A 15,484-nucleotide genomic window follows, 5' to 3' on the forward strand; every position below is an offset into this window, starting at 1 on the left:
GAAGAGATAGGTCGGATTATATAGCGAGTTCGGACTTTATCCTTTCCACCTTGGCACGAGCCTCTTGGCGGATAACTTCAAGATCTGATCCTTCTTTTACCTTCAAGTGTACCTCTATGTAGTACTTGATCTTCGGTTCTGTTCCGGAAGGACGTATGGATAGCTTTGTGCCGTCTGCCGTTCTGTATTGCAGAACATTGCTTGTGGTCGGCATATCGAGAGTGAATTCCTCGTTTTGTTGAAGTAGTCTTCCCTTCAGGTCTACGTAGTCCAGCATTTCGGTTACAGGCGATCCGTCTATGGTGTTCATAGGTCTCTCTCTGTATCCCTTCATCATTCCTTCTATCTCCTCAGCACCGGATTTTCCTTTACGGACAATGGAAACGCCCACTTCGTAAGAGAATCCGTAAGCGGTATAGATGTGATCCAGAAGTTGGTAGACAGTCATACCTTTCTCTTTTGCCCATGCTGCTATTTCGGCAAGGATGGCACAAGCAGAGACGGAGTTCTTGTCCCGGCAGAAGTCTTCCCACAGATAGCCGTAGCTCTCTTCGCCTCCGCCGAGGTACTCTTTCTTGCCCTCGTTTTGTCTTATGATGTCTGCTATCCACTTGAAACCGGTATAGCTGTCGTACAGTTCCACATTATTTGCTTCGGCAATAGTGCGGATAAGATCGGTTGTAACTATCGTCTTTACGATGTATTGGTTATCCTTGAGCTGTCCGCTCTCTCTTCGTTTCTCTATTGCATAGTAAGCATAGAGCAGACAAGTCTGGTTACCATTGACCAGTATCCACTCTCCGTTGTTGTCCTTAATAGCGGAGCCTATGCGGTCTGCATCGGGATCCGATGCCAAAACAAGGTCGGCATTCACCTCTCTTGCTTTGTCCAATGCCATCTTCAAAGCCGCCGGCTCTTCCGGATTGGGAGATACAACGGTAGGGAAATCTCCGCTGATCACTTCCTGTTCAGGTACCGAGATGATGTTTTTGAAGCCGAAAGCACGAAGCGCAGCCGGTACAAGTTTCTGTCCGCAACCATGGATAGGAGTGTAGACAATCTTCATGTCGCTGTGCGCTCTTACCGCATCGGGAGAGAGAGAAAGAGATGCGATGGCATCCAGGAACTGCTTGTCCATATCTTCTCCCAATATCTCTATCATGTCGGTAGGACCATCAAACTTTATCCCTTTCACGTCTCGTATCTGATTGACCTCTGCTATCGTGTTCTTGTCATGCGGAGGAATCATCTGCGCACCATCGCTCCAGTATGCCTTGTAGCCGTTGTACTCTTTCGGGTTGTGCGATGCCGTGATCATCACGCCGCTTTGACAGCCGAGTGTGCGAATGGCAAAAGAGACCTCCGGAGTAGGACGAAGATTTTCAAACAGGTAAACCCTTATGCCGTTTGCCGCAAATACCCCTGCCGCTATCTCTGCAAACTTACGAGAGTTGTTGCGGCAGTCGTGTCCTATGACCACCTTAATTTCGGGAAGAGATGCAAACTCTTTTTTCAGGTAGTTGGATAGCCCTTGTGTGGCAGCACCTACCGTATATCTGTTCATGCGATTGGAGCCTACGCCCATTATGCCTCGCAGCCCTCCCGTACCAAATTCGAGGTCTTTATAGAACGACTCTATGAGCAATGTTTTATCTTCTGACTCCATCATGCGGCGCACTTCTGCTTGTGTTTCCGCATCGTATCCGTCCGTGAGCCATTGCTGAGCTTTACTCGTGACGAGTTGGAGTAGCTGTTCTGTTGCCATAATCTAAAGAAATTATTGTATGTGTTTCATGTTATGTCCGTCCTGCAAAGATAACGAAATAGAGAGAGCGTACCAAAATGAAGGTAGAGGATAGCCTCTCTTGTTGTCTATATTATCTGTTGGCTTGGATGAGTCTCTCCGGTGAAAGGAACCATTTCTTTAAGTCTTCCCAAAACTATGATAAAAAAGAGGCACCACTTCAATTCCGTTTGAAGAACAAGTCTCTCCAAAAAGAAGAATATTTCGGAAAAACAACGGCTGGTTTTCTCTCTTTTTGGGAACTCGAAAATGGGGAAACGGAGAGGCTATTTTTATATATTCCATCCCGTTGAAAACAGCTCTCTGATGGTCGCTCTCTATTTTGATCGGAGGGGTTGTTTTTAGAGCACGATCGAATTGTTAAATTCGCCTCATTTTATTAACGCTATTTTCGATACAGGTTCACTCAAAACGATAAAGCAGTATATTTTGTCGGCTTAAAGTATTTAACGAAACCGGTAAACGTATTTACCGATTTCATTTAATACGTTTACCGGATTCAATTAAAGTGTTTAGAAAATTTGGTTAGTTTGCTGATTATTAGTGATTTATCTGTTTCCTATGCTTTTTGGGCACTTTTTGAGTCATTTTGTCTTTATAGAATGTTTACAATGAATACTCCGAAAATTAAACTCTATTAACGCAAAAAAGGGGCTTGAATGAGACCAAGAGGAGAGTTGACTCCGTTTTTGAGATTTTCTGTATTAGTTTGTCTTTCAGATTATTGCTTTCAGAATAGAGATCTTTATCCTTATATTGCTCCTGGCATCGCTCTCTTTTTTTCTCTTCCACGAGGTTGAAAATGGGGAGAAACGGCACTCCGTTTTTATATAAAAGTGCACGCTGAAATGACTCTGTTTTTTGCCGTTTCGAGATGAAAAATAAGGGCAAAAAATAGCTCTGTATGATGGGGTGGAGGAGTGTCCTCTTTTCCCAAAATCATACAGAGCCTTATCTCCGAAAATCCTATAAACAGGATCTTCCGATGCTATTTTATGTCTGCACTCTGACCGTTATAGATGGCGCTGATCTCCTTTTCGTACTTCTCTTGTACCACACGGCGTTTTACTTTGAGTGTATTGGTCAGCTCGCCTGTCTCTATCGAGAACGGCTGCGAAAGGATATGGAAGCGTTTGATACGCTCGAACGATGCAAGGCCTTGTTGGGCTTGCTCTATGCGACCTTCGATAAGAGTGTGTACCTCTTCCATCTTTGCAAGATCTGTTTCTGACAGATCTTTGTTCGGCACTTGGCGCTTGTCCAGTGCCGTGCGCACCGCACTCCAGTTGGGATACACCAATGCGCTCACATAGGGTCGGTTATCCGCAATCACAGTTATCTGCTCTATGTATCTGTCTGATGATAGCAAGCCCTCTATCTGTTGAGGGGATATGTACTTGCCATTGGCAGTCTTGAAGAGGTCTTTGAGCCGTTCTTCAAAGAATATGGTCTGCCCTTCCATGCGTCCTTTATCTCCTGTTTTGAACCATCCGTCGGCTGTAAAGGCGGCTTCTGTTGCTTCCGGGTTTTTATAATATCCGGGTGTTATTGTGCCTCCCTTTACTAAGATTTCTCCCGTATCGGGGTCTATCTTTACCGAAACACCGGGCAGTGTCTCGCCGATAGAGTCCAGAATGTATCTCTTTTGAGGGTAGAAGCAGACGGTGGCTGAGGTCTCACTGAGCCCGTAACCCACTACGATCGGAATGCCCATGGATTGAAGATATTCGTTGATCTTGATAGGGAGAGCCGCTCCCGCCGTTGGGAAAAGTTTTCCATGCGAGAGACCTATTGCTTTTCTTACTGCACTAAAGCCGGTTTTATTGAAGAAAGCATACTTGATGGCAAGCAATGGAGGAGGAGTGAGCCCGTGTATCTTGTATTTCAGATTGTACTCTTTACCTATCTCAAGCCCTCTTCTCAAGATTTTTTGGACAAATGGAGAGGCGGTCTCTATCTTTTCCTGTACTCCCATATACACCTTTTCCCAGAATCGTGGAACGTTGCAGAGGAAGTGCGGTTCTACTTCTTTGAGGTAGGTCAGAATCTCTTTCGGTTTGTCGCAAATGGCTATGCGTACTCCACGTTGCAGGCAGAGATAACTCCAGAGCTTCTCGAAGATGTGAGACATCGGTAAAAAGTTGATAGACCAATGAGAGTGTCCCATATCCGGTATGCGGATGATGTGCCCTTCGAGAGCTATTATGATGTTGTTGTGAGTAATGATTACTCCTTTGCTTAGTCCGGTTGTTCCGGAGGTGTATATAAGGGTCGCAATATCCGATCGAAGTGCTTTGGATCTTCTTACCTTGACTTCAGCAGCTGCATTGATGGTATCTCCGAGCTTCAGGAAGTCCGAAAAATAGAGTGATGAACTATCTTCCGGATGAAGGCGCACACTGGTTTCAAACACCACAATCTGCTTTAGAGAGTCTATCTCTTTCAGCATCTTGTAAGCAATGTTATACTGCATTTGGTCACCGACAAAGAGTATCTTGACTCCGGTTTGGTCAAGTATAAACCGAAGTTGCTCCGGAGCGGATGTAGCATATACGGGCACACATATTCCACGTATGCTGTATATTGCCAAATCTGCATAGACAACCTTGTCTTTGTTCTCGGAAAAGACTCCCACGCAATCTTGAGGAGCGACTCCAAACTCTATGAGACTTTGTGCCGTTCTCTGTACATAATCGCTAAGAGTAACCCAGCTGATCTTACTCCATTTCCCATCTTCCGAACGTACTTTTAGGGCTGCATCCGAGCCGTATTTCTGTGCTTGTATCGGAGCTAACTCTGCTAAATGGTGTATCTTTTCCTGTGCCATGTTTCTTATTTCTTGTCTTTATTGGAAGATCACTCTTCTGTTTTTAGTCCGAAAAGCCTTTATTTCTTACGGAAGATATTGGCTATAATGAGAATGATACAAGCTCCAATGAAAGACATAACGAACTGTCCCCAATTGCTATCGCCCACTTGAATATCCAACAGACTGTAAACCAAACTTCCGACAGCTCCACCCACGAGGCCGAGCAGAGTGTTTATAAATACTCCGAAAGAACGATCACGGAACAACTTGCCTGCTAAAAATCCGGCAACACAACCAATAATAAGTGATAAAATAAAACTCATAACCTGTAATGTTTTTGTGTGTTTTTAATAACAAGATAGCTCCAATCGGAGACCTCTACTATACAAATATAATATAAAATAGTGAGATATCGGGGATTATTTAAGGATTGCAGAGATCGCTCCTTGCGATGTATCCACAATCTTAAACCCGAATTTTTCTGAAATTGTCTCCAATTTTTTTAGGTTGTCAGGCGTACCATTCCAATGGATGGGTGCAAAATATCGGGTGGTGGTTACCGTTTGGAGAAACTCTTCCAACCCTTGAAGATAGTTGGGACCCAGGCGAAGATCGGTAGGGAACAGGAGCAGATCCATGGGATAAAGCTTATCGGCAGAGAGGTTTGCAAGCTCTTCTTTATATGCAGCCGCATACAGAGAGCGATAGTATTCGTTGGCTTCTTGATCCCAATGCCAATGGTTGAGATCGCCGGCGTAGAAAATTGTAAATCCATCCCGTAATCGGAGGTAAAAAGAGCCGCCTTCGTCTGTCGAGCCGTACACTTTCAGGGATAATCCAAGCCTTTTCAGAGCATACTCTTCAAGGATGGAGAGAAATATCACATCGTCTATCCGATCTGCGGGTACACTCTCTCGTACCTGTTCGCAAAAGATATAAGTGGGATGAAAAGGCGTTAGCAGATCGAATATATCCCGGCTATAATGGTCGTGATGCGAGTGTGTGCAGAAAACAACAAGAGGCTTCTCATGAGAGAGAAGCCTCATTAGCGTGGGAGTTGTTTGGGATGAGTTGTAGAAGTCGAAGAGCAGAAAGCTCTCGTCTGTCTCTATCAAACAGGTGCTGTGAGCTATAAAGTGAAGAGTCTTCATCTTAAAAATGTGTTGTTACTTCTCGTTTGCCACTTTCCATGCACCGTCTATGTCCAAAGGATAAGGCGCGGTAATTGCTACCTCCTTGCCGGATATCGGATGCGTGAATGAGATTGTACGGGCATGGAGACCGATACTCCCTTTTGGTCCGGACCGCTTTGCTCCATACTTCAGATCGCCTCTTATGGGAGATCCGATAGATGAAAGCTGGCAGCGGATCTGGTGATGTCTGCCGGTGAACAACTTTACTTCCAACAGCGTAAAGTGTGTACCCTGCTTCAATGTCCGGTAAGCAAGAACAGCTTCCCTGGCTCCGGGGCTGTTCTTACTTACGACATAGGATTTGTTTTGCTCTTCGTTCTTTTTGAGATAATGTACAAGCTTGGGATTCTCTTCCTGAACGGGAGGTTGCTCTACCAGTGCATAGTAAACTTTGCAAACCTTATCCTCTCTGAAAAGTTGATTGAAACGAGAAAGTCCTTTAGAGGTTTTGGCAAACAGCACAACACCGGAAGTGGGTCGGTCCAATCTGTGAATCACCCCCAAAAAAACGTTTCCCGGCTTATTGTCTCTCTTTTTGATGAAGTCCATTATGATATCCGGAAGAGTGGTATCTCCCGTTTTGTCGCCCTGAGTAATATCTCCGGGCTTTTTGTTTACCGCAATGATATGGTTGTCTTCGTAGAGAATCTCAAGCTTCATTACACTTATCTTTTAGATCAGATCTCCATCCCTCCGCAAACGGGAAGCACTTGACCTGTAACGTATGAGGATAGATCGGACGCGAAGAATACTACTGCGCCTGCAATATCTTCGGGTTGACCGGCTCTCTTAAGAGGCAATCCTGCAACCCATTGCTTCTTTGATTCTTCCGGAAGTTCGGCAGTCATGTCTGTCTCTATAAAGCCCGGAGCGATGACATTGACGCGGATGCCTCTTGAGCCCAACTCTTTTGCCACACTCTTGGAAAAGCCTATCAAACCGGCTTTAGAGGCTGCATAGTTGGCTTGTCCTGTATTCCCGGAAATTCCTACCACTGATCCGAGATTGATGATACTGCCTTGACGCGCTCTCATCATAATGGGAGTAACGGCGTGAGTAAGGTTGAAAGCAGATTTTAGGTTCACGTTCAGAACATCGTCCCATTGCGACTCTGTCATTCTCATGAGCAGTCCGTCCTGAGTGATACCGGCATTATTGACCAGAATATCTATCTTACCGAAGTCTTTCATAACCTCTTCCACCAACCGGTGAGCCGCTGTAAAGTCTGCCGCATCCGAGGCATAAGCTTTTCCTTTTACGCCAAGATTTGCTATTTCTTGCTCTACCGCTTCGGTATTGGCGTTAAGGCTTCTACCTGTAAAAGCGACACTTGCTCCATGTTTAGCCAGTTCGATTGCAATACCTTTACCTATACCTCTACTGCCACCGGTAACTAAAGCTACTTTTCCTTCTAAAAGTTTCATCTGTTTATTGGTTTTATTATTGTGTTATTTCTGTTACTTGTAGTTGCCACACAGCCCATTCATGAAGAGTTTGCGTAGATCGATGAGATGGTTTTTCATCTCTTCGTTGTCCAGACTAATGAATCCTTTTATAAAAGGAACCTCTAACCCCTTGAAAGCACTCTGTATAATGTATGCCATGTACTTTACATCCCGTACCACATATATCTTTTTATCCACACCCTCTTGCAGGATCTTCTCTATCAGTCTGCGCTCTTTGATGTCGAACTTCAAGCGAGTACGCTCCACAAGCATGATGTCACGAAAGAAGTCTGCATCCAAAGAGCCGTTTCGCTTGACGATATTATCTATCGCCTGAAAGCGACGAAGAGCAAACCGGACCAGCTTATCTTGGGGAGGAAGATCTATCTCCGAAAACTCTCTAAGCTCTTCGTAAAGGGTGTCCAACTCTGTCTGCACCACAGCTGCAAATATCTCCTCCTTACTTCTAAAGTAGGTATAGAGAGTTCTTCTTCCTTTTTTTGCCGCTTGAGCTATGTCGTTCATGGTCGTTGCCTCTACTCCAATCTTCGCAAAAAGCTGGCGAGCTGTTTCTACAAATATCTTTCGTGTCTTTGATAATGCCATATCGGGAGCTGTTTAAGATAGATTAGAATTGTTGCATTTTGCATAATCTTGAGTAATGACCCTCAAGAGCAAGAAGCTGTTGATGTGTGCCTTGTTCCACGATTTTTCCTTCACTCAAAACGCATATAATATCGGCTTTCACAATTGTAGAGAGACGGTGAGCGATCACTACGGCTGTACGTCCTTTCATTAAGTTTTCCAATGCTTCCTGCACCTGCTTTTCGGAGGCGGTGTCAAGGGCGGAAGTGGCTTCATCCAGTATCAGCAGTTGCGGATTTTGAAGCACCGCTCTAGCTATGCTCAAGCGTTGCCGCTGCCCGCCGGACAGCTTTCCTCCTCTGTCGCCGATATTGGTGTGATACCCTTCTGCCATTTGAGAGATAAACTCATGGGCATTGGCAATCTTTGCAGCCCGCTCCACCTCTTCCTGTGTCGCATTAGGCACACCGAACGAAATGTTATTGAAGACGGTATCATTGAACAGAATAGCCTCCTGATTCACATTCCCCATTATGGAGCGCAGGTCTGCCACCCGGAGCTGACGTATATCCTTGCCATCTATCTTTATGGAGCCTTCCGTTACATCGTAAAAGCGTGGTAGAAGATCCACGAGCGTACTCTTTCCGGAGCCGCTTTCGCCGACGAGGGCTATGGTTTTTCCTTTCGGTATCTCCAGGTTTATGTCTTGAAGCACCCACGATTGCCCGTAGCGGAACCAGACCTTATCAAACTTGATACTCCTGTCAAACGTAATCTCTTCCGGAGTTGCAGGGTCTTGTATAGGGTTTTCTGCGTTGAGGATAGAGTCTATCCGCTCTAAGGATGCCATGCCTCGCTGTACGGCATAAGCTCCTTTTGAAAGTTCTTTTGCCGGATTGATAAGATTATAGAAGATGATAAGATAGTAGATGAATGTCGCTGCTTCGAGAGAGTCGCTGCCTTCAAGAATAAGCGTACCACCATACCACAATACGATGGCTATCGTTGCCGTGCCGAGAAATTCGCTCATCGGATGAGCCAATATCTGGCGACGAGTAATGCGTATAGAGGTTCTCCGGAAAGTGTTATTAAATTCACCGAAACGTCTGTCCATCTTATCTTCTGCACGGAAAGCCTTAATAATGCGTAAGCCGCTCAGCATTTCTTCAACCATACTCATGAGGAGTCCCCACTGTTGTTGTCCTAATAGGGAGGTGCGTTTCAGCTTCTTGCCTATTCGTCCCATGATATATCCGGCAATGGGAAGAAGTATGAACACGAAGAGGGTAAGCTGAGGAGAGATCACGATCATGCCTACGAGGAATATCGTGATCATTATCGGGTTCTTCAGCAACATATCCAAAGAGCTCATCACAGACACTTCCACTTCGTTCACATCACCTGCCACGCGTGCAATGATGTCTCCTTTGCGCTCTTCGCTGAAAAAGGAGAGCGGAAGAGAGAGCATCTTTCGGTAGAGTTGGTTTCTGATGTCCCGTACCACACCGGTGCGGATTGGAAGAAGTGCATACCCTGCAAGATAGGAGGTGCCAACCTTTAGAGCCGTCATTACCACAAGAGCCACTCCGAGAACTATCAGCGTATAGGAGCCGCCTTGGGTCTCTATCATTTGGGTCAGATAGTAGTTGAAGTTGTGTTTAAGTATTTCTGCCCCCTCTTTCAGACCACTCATAGAGCCAAGGCTAAGCTCGCTCCATGATCTCATGTCATACACTCCGGCATCCAGCTTAAAGAGTATGCGCAGGATGGGCATGATGAGTGCAAAGGTGAAAAGATTGAGGATGGCGGATATGATATTAAGAAGAATACTCATCACCAAGTACCACTTATAGGGTGGCACAAAGCGTTTTATGAGTCCGATAAATTTCTTCATCTCTGCTGTTTTGTGGATATGAATAACAAAGATAACGATTTTTATCGTTAGGGATGTCCCTACACAGGACCATTTCAAAAGGATAGAATACGAAAAAAACTCAATCTCCTTGATGCGGAAATTGAGCTTCTCGATTTGTCGGGGTACCAGGATTCGAACCTGGGACCCCCTGCTCCCAAAGCAGGTGCGCTAACCGGACTGCGCTACACCCCGATAAGACAAGATCGTGAGACCCTTTTGTCTTTTGCTCTGCAAAGGTAAGACAACTTTTTTATTCTCGCAAGAGTCGGAGCGAAAAATCTCTTCTTCTCTCTCCGCTTTCTTCAATATCGCTATCTTTGAAGCGTAAGAAGAGGCAATTTCCCCTTGATAAACAGAAATTAAACGGCAATTATCATGAATACGATAGGCACACATTTTCGTCTTACGACCTTTGGAGAGAGTCACGGCGCAGCCATTGGAGGCGTTATAGATGGCTGTCCGGCAGGAGTGGCACTGCGCTTGGATGAAGTGCAGGAAGCTTTGGACAGGAGAAGACCGGGCGGTTCGGATCTTACCACGCCCCGTAAAGAAGAGGATCGGATAGAGTTTCTTTCCGGACTCATGGACGGCATCACCACAGGAGCGCCTATCGCTTTTCTTATCAGAAATTCGGATCAACGTTCCGGTGACTACTCTTCTCTCGAACAGGTTTACCGCCCTTCTCATGCCGACTATACCTACACAGCCAAGTATGGTGTACGGGATCATCGTGGCGGAGGACGCTCTTCCGCACGAGAGACAGCCGTTCGGGTTGCTGCCGGAGCCATTGCAATGCAGATCCTTAACGATATGGGGATAGAGATAGTAGCCTATACGGCTTCTGTCGGAAAGGTCTCCATGCCTCAGATTTACTTGGATTTTGTGATGAAAGAAGAGGTGGAGGCTCATGCCGTGAGAACGCCCCTCTCCCAAATTGCCCGTGAAATGGAAGAGGAGATAAAGGCTGCAAGAGAGGAGGGAGACAGCGTTGGAGGTACTATTGCCTGCATTATTCGGGGAGTTCCTCCCGGATGGGGAGCACCTTTGTACGACAAACTGAGTGCAAAACTCTCTTCTGCGATGCTCAGCATAAACGCTTGCAAGGCATTTGAGCTGGGAGACGGCTTTGCCGGATGCCATGCCAGAGGAAGCGAGCAGAACGACTCCTTTGTGCCGTGTCCGCACTCTCCTCGTGGCATAGCTACGCTTTCCAACCACTCCGGAGGTATTCAGGGCGGTATTTCCAATGGAGAAGTGATCCGTTTCAGGGTAGGATTCAAACCGGTTTCAAGCATTTCCAAGAAACAGCAGAGCGTGAATAAGGCCGGGGAACAGGTGGAGATCGAAATTGCCGGACGGCACGATCCATGCGTCTTACCTCGTGCCGTCCCTATCGTGGAGGCTATGGCTGCTCTGGTTTTGGCGGACTCTTATCTCGCTTCTTTGGGAGACAGACGAGAGGGATAACGCTCCAATATTTGGGGTATTCCCTTTGAAATCTCTGTTTATGGTATAGATTATCAAAATATCTTATAGAAAAAGCTGCATTATCCACGTTATAGCCATTGATACATTGCAAATAATAGAACCTCAAAAGAGATAAACAAGTAAACAATAAGTACATATAAAACCACAACAATGAGCAAATTCAACAAGTATGCATGGGATTTGTACAAGCAAAGTCCTGCATGGGGAGAGACCGCTTCCCTGTTTGACCCGGAAAACTTATCTATGAATGAGTTTAGTTTAATGTCAAAAATAAACCCAATTGAAGCTATTCCGGAAGATGAAGACTTCTTTAATTGTGTTATGGAAGATCTCTACGTTTGTAATATTTCAAACCAGAAGGAGCCTTTGAGTATGGAGGAAGCAAAGGCTGTATATGAGAATATTTTATCTTCAGGCATTGTAGAAAATGATACTGAGTATCTTCCAAAAGGAGATTACAAGGCGATGCTTGGAATGACTGTTATGCTTTCATTTTTGTGTTATTATCGCTCCCCTGATTTTTTCTTTCCTTATCTTTTTAGGTACAAAGCTTTTGATCTTTATAAAATAGCAGACACATTTGATATAATGCTACCTAAACTTCCCAAGAAATCAGACTATAAAGCTCGATGTATGTACTATTGGGAGCTGTGTGAGGTCTTTTATCGCTTTAGGGAAGAGCACGGATTATCTCCTCTTGAATTGTGTGCTTTCTTGTACGATTTTGCACCCCAATATTGTGATATAAATAGAGAGGAAACAGGCTCTATGCCTCTTCCTTCTCAAGCATGGTTTATCGGAGGATTTATAAGTGAGATTGATAAAAGTGCAGGAACAGAGCTATGGCAGGCAAATCCGGAGACAAAGAAAGGAGATATACTGGTACACTACGAGACTGCTCCCATAAGTGCGATAACGCATATTTGGATTTCGCAAATAGATGGAGTAGTAGATCCATTCTTCTATTACTACGCTAATATTTATTTGGGAAGCGGGATAGAGGTACCGGCTATTACCATCAAGGAACTTCGGGAAGATGAGTATTTCTCTTCTCATCCACTTGTACGCAAGAGTTTTCAGGGAGTAAATGGTACCAGTATGAGTAGTGAGGATTATCAAAATCTGCAACGAATACTTCAATCGAAAGGTTTTGATATTAGCACTCTTCCAAAACTTTATACTCCGGAACTCCCCAAAAACACGAATATCAAAAATGAGAGAGGAGTGGAGACCGATTTGCTTGAACCGACACTCAACTCTATCGGATTGTTTGAGGGTAGAGATTTTATCCGTCAAGTGCCCATCCAGTCGGGTAGAGGTACATCTATCTTTCCCGACTACGTGATAGGATATGATGGAGCTAAAGGAAAATGTTCCGTTATGATAGAAGCAAAATATCACATGAAAAGCAGCAGGGAGATTGCTGATGCTTTTAGTCAAGCACGCTCTTATGCTCTTATTCTGCAAGCATCCACGATGGTTCTTTGTGATAAAGAGTGTATGATAATTTATCAGAACAAGGGAGGCTTTGATAGAAATACGGGCGTTCGGTACTATTGGGGAGATATGAAGAATCCGGATAAGTTCGTAGAGATAAAATCTCTGTTGAAAGCATAAGTTTGAAGTAGGATATACATCGTCTCCGCTTTTGCTCGTTCCCTTGCGGAAAAGTACTTATCGTGGAAGTCTCCACTTGGGAAAGGCGACATGTAAGGGATTTGTACTGAAATCATAATGGGTTTGAAAGAAAAGCTGGATTGCTCTTGTGGGGGAGTTATTGTTTCTCGAATATGGCTGTTGCAGAGAAAAAATAGGGAATTGGTGTTGTGAGTTCAAATCTTTTGACTTATCTTTGCACAGCAAACGGCGAGATAGCTCAGATGGTTAGAGCGCATGATTCATAATCATGAGGTCCCGAGTTCAATTCTCGGTCTCGCTACTTCTTTAGAAAGTGTCGGAGAACATCCCGGTGGATGAGGCTTCGACACCTTTTTTGTTACCCTCTTTCTGCTCCTCCGAATAGGTCGTCCGGATGCGATAAACAGCTCTTACGGAGGGTTTTGAAGTGTCTGGCTTCTCCTGATTTCTGTTTCCTTTTTTCTCTTTACGGCAAGAGGGTCGGGTATGATGCTTGATGAGAAAAGAGGTAAAAGGGTTCGGAAGTTTTGCCGATAAGGTTCAATAAAAGGCGTAAAGAGGTTAAAGTTTTCAGATCAAGGTTCGAGTTCTACAAAACAAGGCTTGGTCTCCAAAAATTGTGGTTTGATTTTTGGAGACCAAGCCTTGTTTTTATCCCTTGTATCTGTTTAGCGAAACTTTTGAACGGGTTTAGCCCTTTTCCAAAAAAGGTTAAAAGGAGTTTGCATACCGCTTTGGCGGTTATCGGCCCTGCTTATCCACTATCATGGTTTCACCTTTGACGTTTTGGCAGACGGGAACGACATCCCAAATGCTCTGCTTCAGGCAGTAGGCGGCATCTTCTTCCAGCCCGAGAGCTTCGAGGCGAGCGTAGTGGTCGGTAGTGGAGAGATAGAGAGCCAACTCTTCATTGTGATCGTTCCAAATGGTGTTCATGGATCTTATGGAGTCCGATAGCGGAGTGAGGTCGGTAAGTCTGCTCAGAGAGCTGTACAGCGCACCGGCAAACAGGGAGTCTTCCAAGCTCATCTTGTCTCGCCATCCGGCTGCAAGTATCAGTACCGTTCCGGAGTGTCGGGCAAGGTAGCGGGCGAGGGCTTCGATATTGACGAATGCTCCAACCAGCACTTCTTCTTTTGCTATCTTCATCGCTTCCGCCAAGGCGTGAGTGCCATTGGTGGTCGTGAAATATATGAATCTGCCTGCCACCAAATGGGGCTGATACTCGCAGGGAGAGTTGCCGCACCGGGCAAAAGAGCATCTGCGTGCGTCTCTCTCCGCGCCTACAATCTCTCCCATTGCGGCTTTGGCTTCTGCCTTTTCAAGAGAGTCGAGCGGATAGACCGCTTTTGCACCATTACCCAGCATCGTTACGATGGTGCTGCTTGCACGCCAAACATCCACGACAACCACTCTATCCACACCTTCCGAGTAGGGAGGGAGTAGAAGGGGAGAGATGCAGAGGTCTATTTTGATTTTGTTTCTCATCATTCGTCTTTGCAAGAAAAAGCCCGAAGCAACTCTGTGGGAGAGTCTTCGGGCTTTGGATATAAGATCGGATCAGACCGATTTTAGTCGTTATCAATAGAGACAATCTCCACACGTCTGGCTTGTGCCGGAGTGGAGGAAACACTGTCTATGCCGCCCATGTAAGCATCTATGCGAGATGGTGATACGCCTTTATCCATGAGGTAGCGCTTTACGGCTTCCACTCTCTTTGCGGAGAGAGCATTGTTCTTAGCCAGATTTCCCTCAGGGGAAGCATATCCGTTGAGACGGATGCGTTGGTCGGGATAGGTTTCCAGGTAGACAATCACTTGCTTCAGAGCTGTCTCGTACTCTCCGGAAATCTTGTCCGAACCTACGGGGAAGAAGATCTTGTGAGAGATGCGAGGCGTTCTTGCCTGTGCCACTTGGATATACTCCACGATGGTATCCTTAGGAAGATTTTTGGCATCTATCGTAAGCTCCACCTTTGCGACTCTCTGATCTTGAGGTGATGCAGGAGCAGAAACCCTCTCTTCCACCAACGGAAGAGCCGTTTGGGGTTTCACTCGGCTCTCCTCTCTGAGTATCGGAGGTTCCATTACCGAACGAGGAGGTTGCGGAGCGGTGTTTACGATAACAGGTGCAGATGACGGCAATACCGCAGGAGCAGAACCGGACTCCGGTAAGATGAGTGTCTGGAGAACCTGCGGAGGCAGTTTGCTGTTGTTGGCTACCATTAGAAGCAGGAGCCTTTCAAGGCGATCCAGACGAGCTTCAAGGTGTCCGCTGTAACTCTTTGCCAACGCTTCGTCTATCATCTTACGCTTGAGAGCCTCTATTTTGGCGCGCATCACAAGAGCATCCAACTCTCTTTGAGATTCGATGGAGTCTCTTTCGAGGGCGGCGGTTACAAGCTCCGTAACCAGGATTTCTGCCTGTTGGCGTGAGATCGGGATAAGCTTTTCTCCCTCTCCCGGACGTAGTACACTGGTCTTGCGAACCTTCTCTTTAGACTCTTTTTTGTGTACAACCTCCTTCTTCTGTGCCCATACAAAGCCGGGCACAGAGAGAAGAAGAATAGCTGTTATAAGTATTTTTCTCATAATCTAACATCGAATT

At 45.6% G+C, this 15,484-nt stretch carries 12 protein-coding genes and 2 tRNA genes; 3 read left to right on the forward strand and 11 right to left on the reverse strand.

The genetic code is table 11. The features are described from left to right. Nucleotides 1–16 precede the first annotated feature (16 nt). The 9 genes from HQ29_RS02770 to HQ29_RS02820 all read right to left on the reverse strand — a co-directional run bounded on the left by HQ29_RS02770 (nucleotide 17) and on the right by HQ29_RS02820 (nucleotide 9,943). Nucleotides 17–1,765, reverse strand: a complete 1,749-nt coding sequence (locus HQ29_RS02770; RefSeq protein ID WP_036867412.1) for a phospho-sugar mutase — start codon at nucleotides 1,763–1,765, stop codon at nucleotides 17–19. Between the two features lie 1,027 nt (nucleotides 1,766–2,792). Next, on the reverse strand, nucleotides 2,793–4,631 hold the full coding sequence (locus tag HQ29_RS02785) for an AMP-dependent synthetase/ligase (protein WP_036790336.1): 1,839 nt from the start codon (nucleotides 4,629–4,631) through the stop codon (nucleotides 2,793–2,795). Nucleotides 4,632–4,690: 59 nt separating this feature from the next. Next, nucleotides 4,691–4,936 (reverse strand): GlsB/YeaQ/YmgE family stress response membrane protein, encoded by a 246-nt coding sequence (locus HQ29_RS02790; RefSeq protein ID WP_036867417.1) that lies wholly within the window; start codon nucleotides 4,934–4,936, stop codon nucleotides 4,691–4,693. Between the two features lie 96 nt (nucleotides 4,937–5,032). Beyond that, nucleotides 5,033–5,764 carry an MBL fold metallo-hydrolase gene (locus HQ29_RS02795; RefSeq protein WP_052089731.1) on the reverse strand — a complete coding sequence of 244 codons (732 nt, stop codon included), beginning with the start codon at nucleotides 5,762–5,764 and terminating at the stop codon, nucleotides 5,033–5,035. A 15-nt stretch (nucleotides 5,765–5,779) separates the two neighbouring features. Then, nucleotides 5,780–6,466, reverse strand: coding sequence for an RluA family pseudouridine synthase (locus tag HQ29_RS02800; protein ID WP_036867419.1), 687 nt, complete (start codon nucleotides 6,464–6,466; stop codon nucleotides 5,780–5,782). A 17-nt stretch (nucleotides 6,467–6,483) separates the two neighbouring features. Continuing rightward, nucleotides 6,484–7,230, reverse strand: coding sequence for a 3-oxoacyl-[acyl-carrier-protein] reductase (fabG, locus tag HQ29_RS02805; RefSeq protein WP_036864746.1), 747 nt, complete (start codon nucleotides 7,228–7,230; stop codon nucleotides 6,484–6,486). Between the two features lie 33 nt (nucleotides 7,231–7,263). Further along, nucleotides 7,264–7,857 carry a TetR/AcrR family transcriptional regulator gene (locus HQ29_RS02810; protein ID WP_052079503.1) on the reverse strand — a complete coding sequence of 198 codons (594 nt, stop codon included), beginning with the start codon at nucleotides 7,855–7,857 and terminating at the stop codon, nucleotides 7,264–7,266. 22 nt (nucleotides 7,858–7,879) lie between these two features. Next, complete coding sequence (locus HQ29_RS02815) at nucleotides 7,880–9,730, reverse strand: ABC transporter ATP-binding protein (RefSeq protein ID WP_036847400.1); 1,851 nt, start codon at nucleotides 9,728–9,730, stop codon at nucleotides 7,880–7,882. A 138-nt stretch (nucleotides 9,731–9,868) separates the two neighbouring features. Continuing rightward, a tRNA-Pro gene (locus tag HQ29_RS02820) sits at nucleotides 9,869–9,943 on the reverse strand. Nucleotides 9,944–10,126: 183 nt separating this feature from the next. Here HQ29_RS02820 and aroC point away from each other — a divergent pair. The 3 genes from aroC (at nucleotide 10,127) to HQ29_RS02835 (ending at nucleotide 13,178) form a co-directional block, all read left to right on the forward strand. Then, nucleotides 10,127–11,218, forward strand: coding sequence for a chorismate synthase (gene aroC / locus HQ29_RS02825; protein WP_036867422.1), 1,092 nt, complete (start codon nucleotides 10,127–10,129; stop codon nucleotides 11,216–11,218). A gap of 171 nt (nucleotides 11,219–11,389) precedes the next feature. Next, nucleotides 11,390–12,856 (forward strand): type I restriction enzyme HsdR protein, encoded by a 1,467-nt coding sequence (locus HQ29_RS02830; RefSeq protein WP_036867423.1) that lies wholly within the window; start codon nucleotides 11,390–11,392, stop codon nucleotides 12,854–12,856. 248 nt (nucleotides 12,857–13,104) lie between these two features. Beyond that, nucleotides 13,105–13,178: transfer RNA gene (locus tag HQ29_RS02835), tRNA-Met, on the forward strand. A gap of 440 nt (nucleotides 13,179–13,618) precedes the next feature. On the opposite strand, the gene HQ29_RS02840 is transcribed toward HQ29_RS02835, so the two are convergent. Together HQ29_RS02840 and HQ29_RS02845 are read right to left on the reverse strand one after the other, a co-directional pair. Next, nucleotides 13,619–14,368 carry a 2-phosphosulfolactate phosphatase gene (locus tag HQ29_RS02840; RefSeq protein WP_052089733.1) on the reverse strand — a complete coding sequence of 250 codons (750 nt, stop codon included), beginning with the start codon at nucleotides 14,366–14,368 and terminating at the stop codon, nucleotides 13,619–13,621. An 80-nt stretch (nucleotides 14,369–14,448) separates the two neighbouring features. Continuing rightward, entirely contained in the window at nucleotides 14,449–15,468 is a 1,020-nt protein-coding gene (locus tag HQ29_RS02845; RefSeq protein WP_036867425.1) for an OmpA family protein, read from the reverse strand. Nucleotides 15,469–15,484: the final 16 nt, after the last annotated feature.

Source organism: Porphyromonas canoris, from assembly GCF_000765975.1.
In the GTDB taxonomy this organism is placed as follows: Bacteria; Bacteroidota; Bacteroidia; order Bacteroidales; family Porphyromonadaceae; genus Porphyromonas_A; species Porphyromonas_A canoris.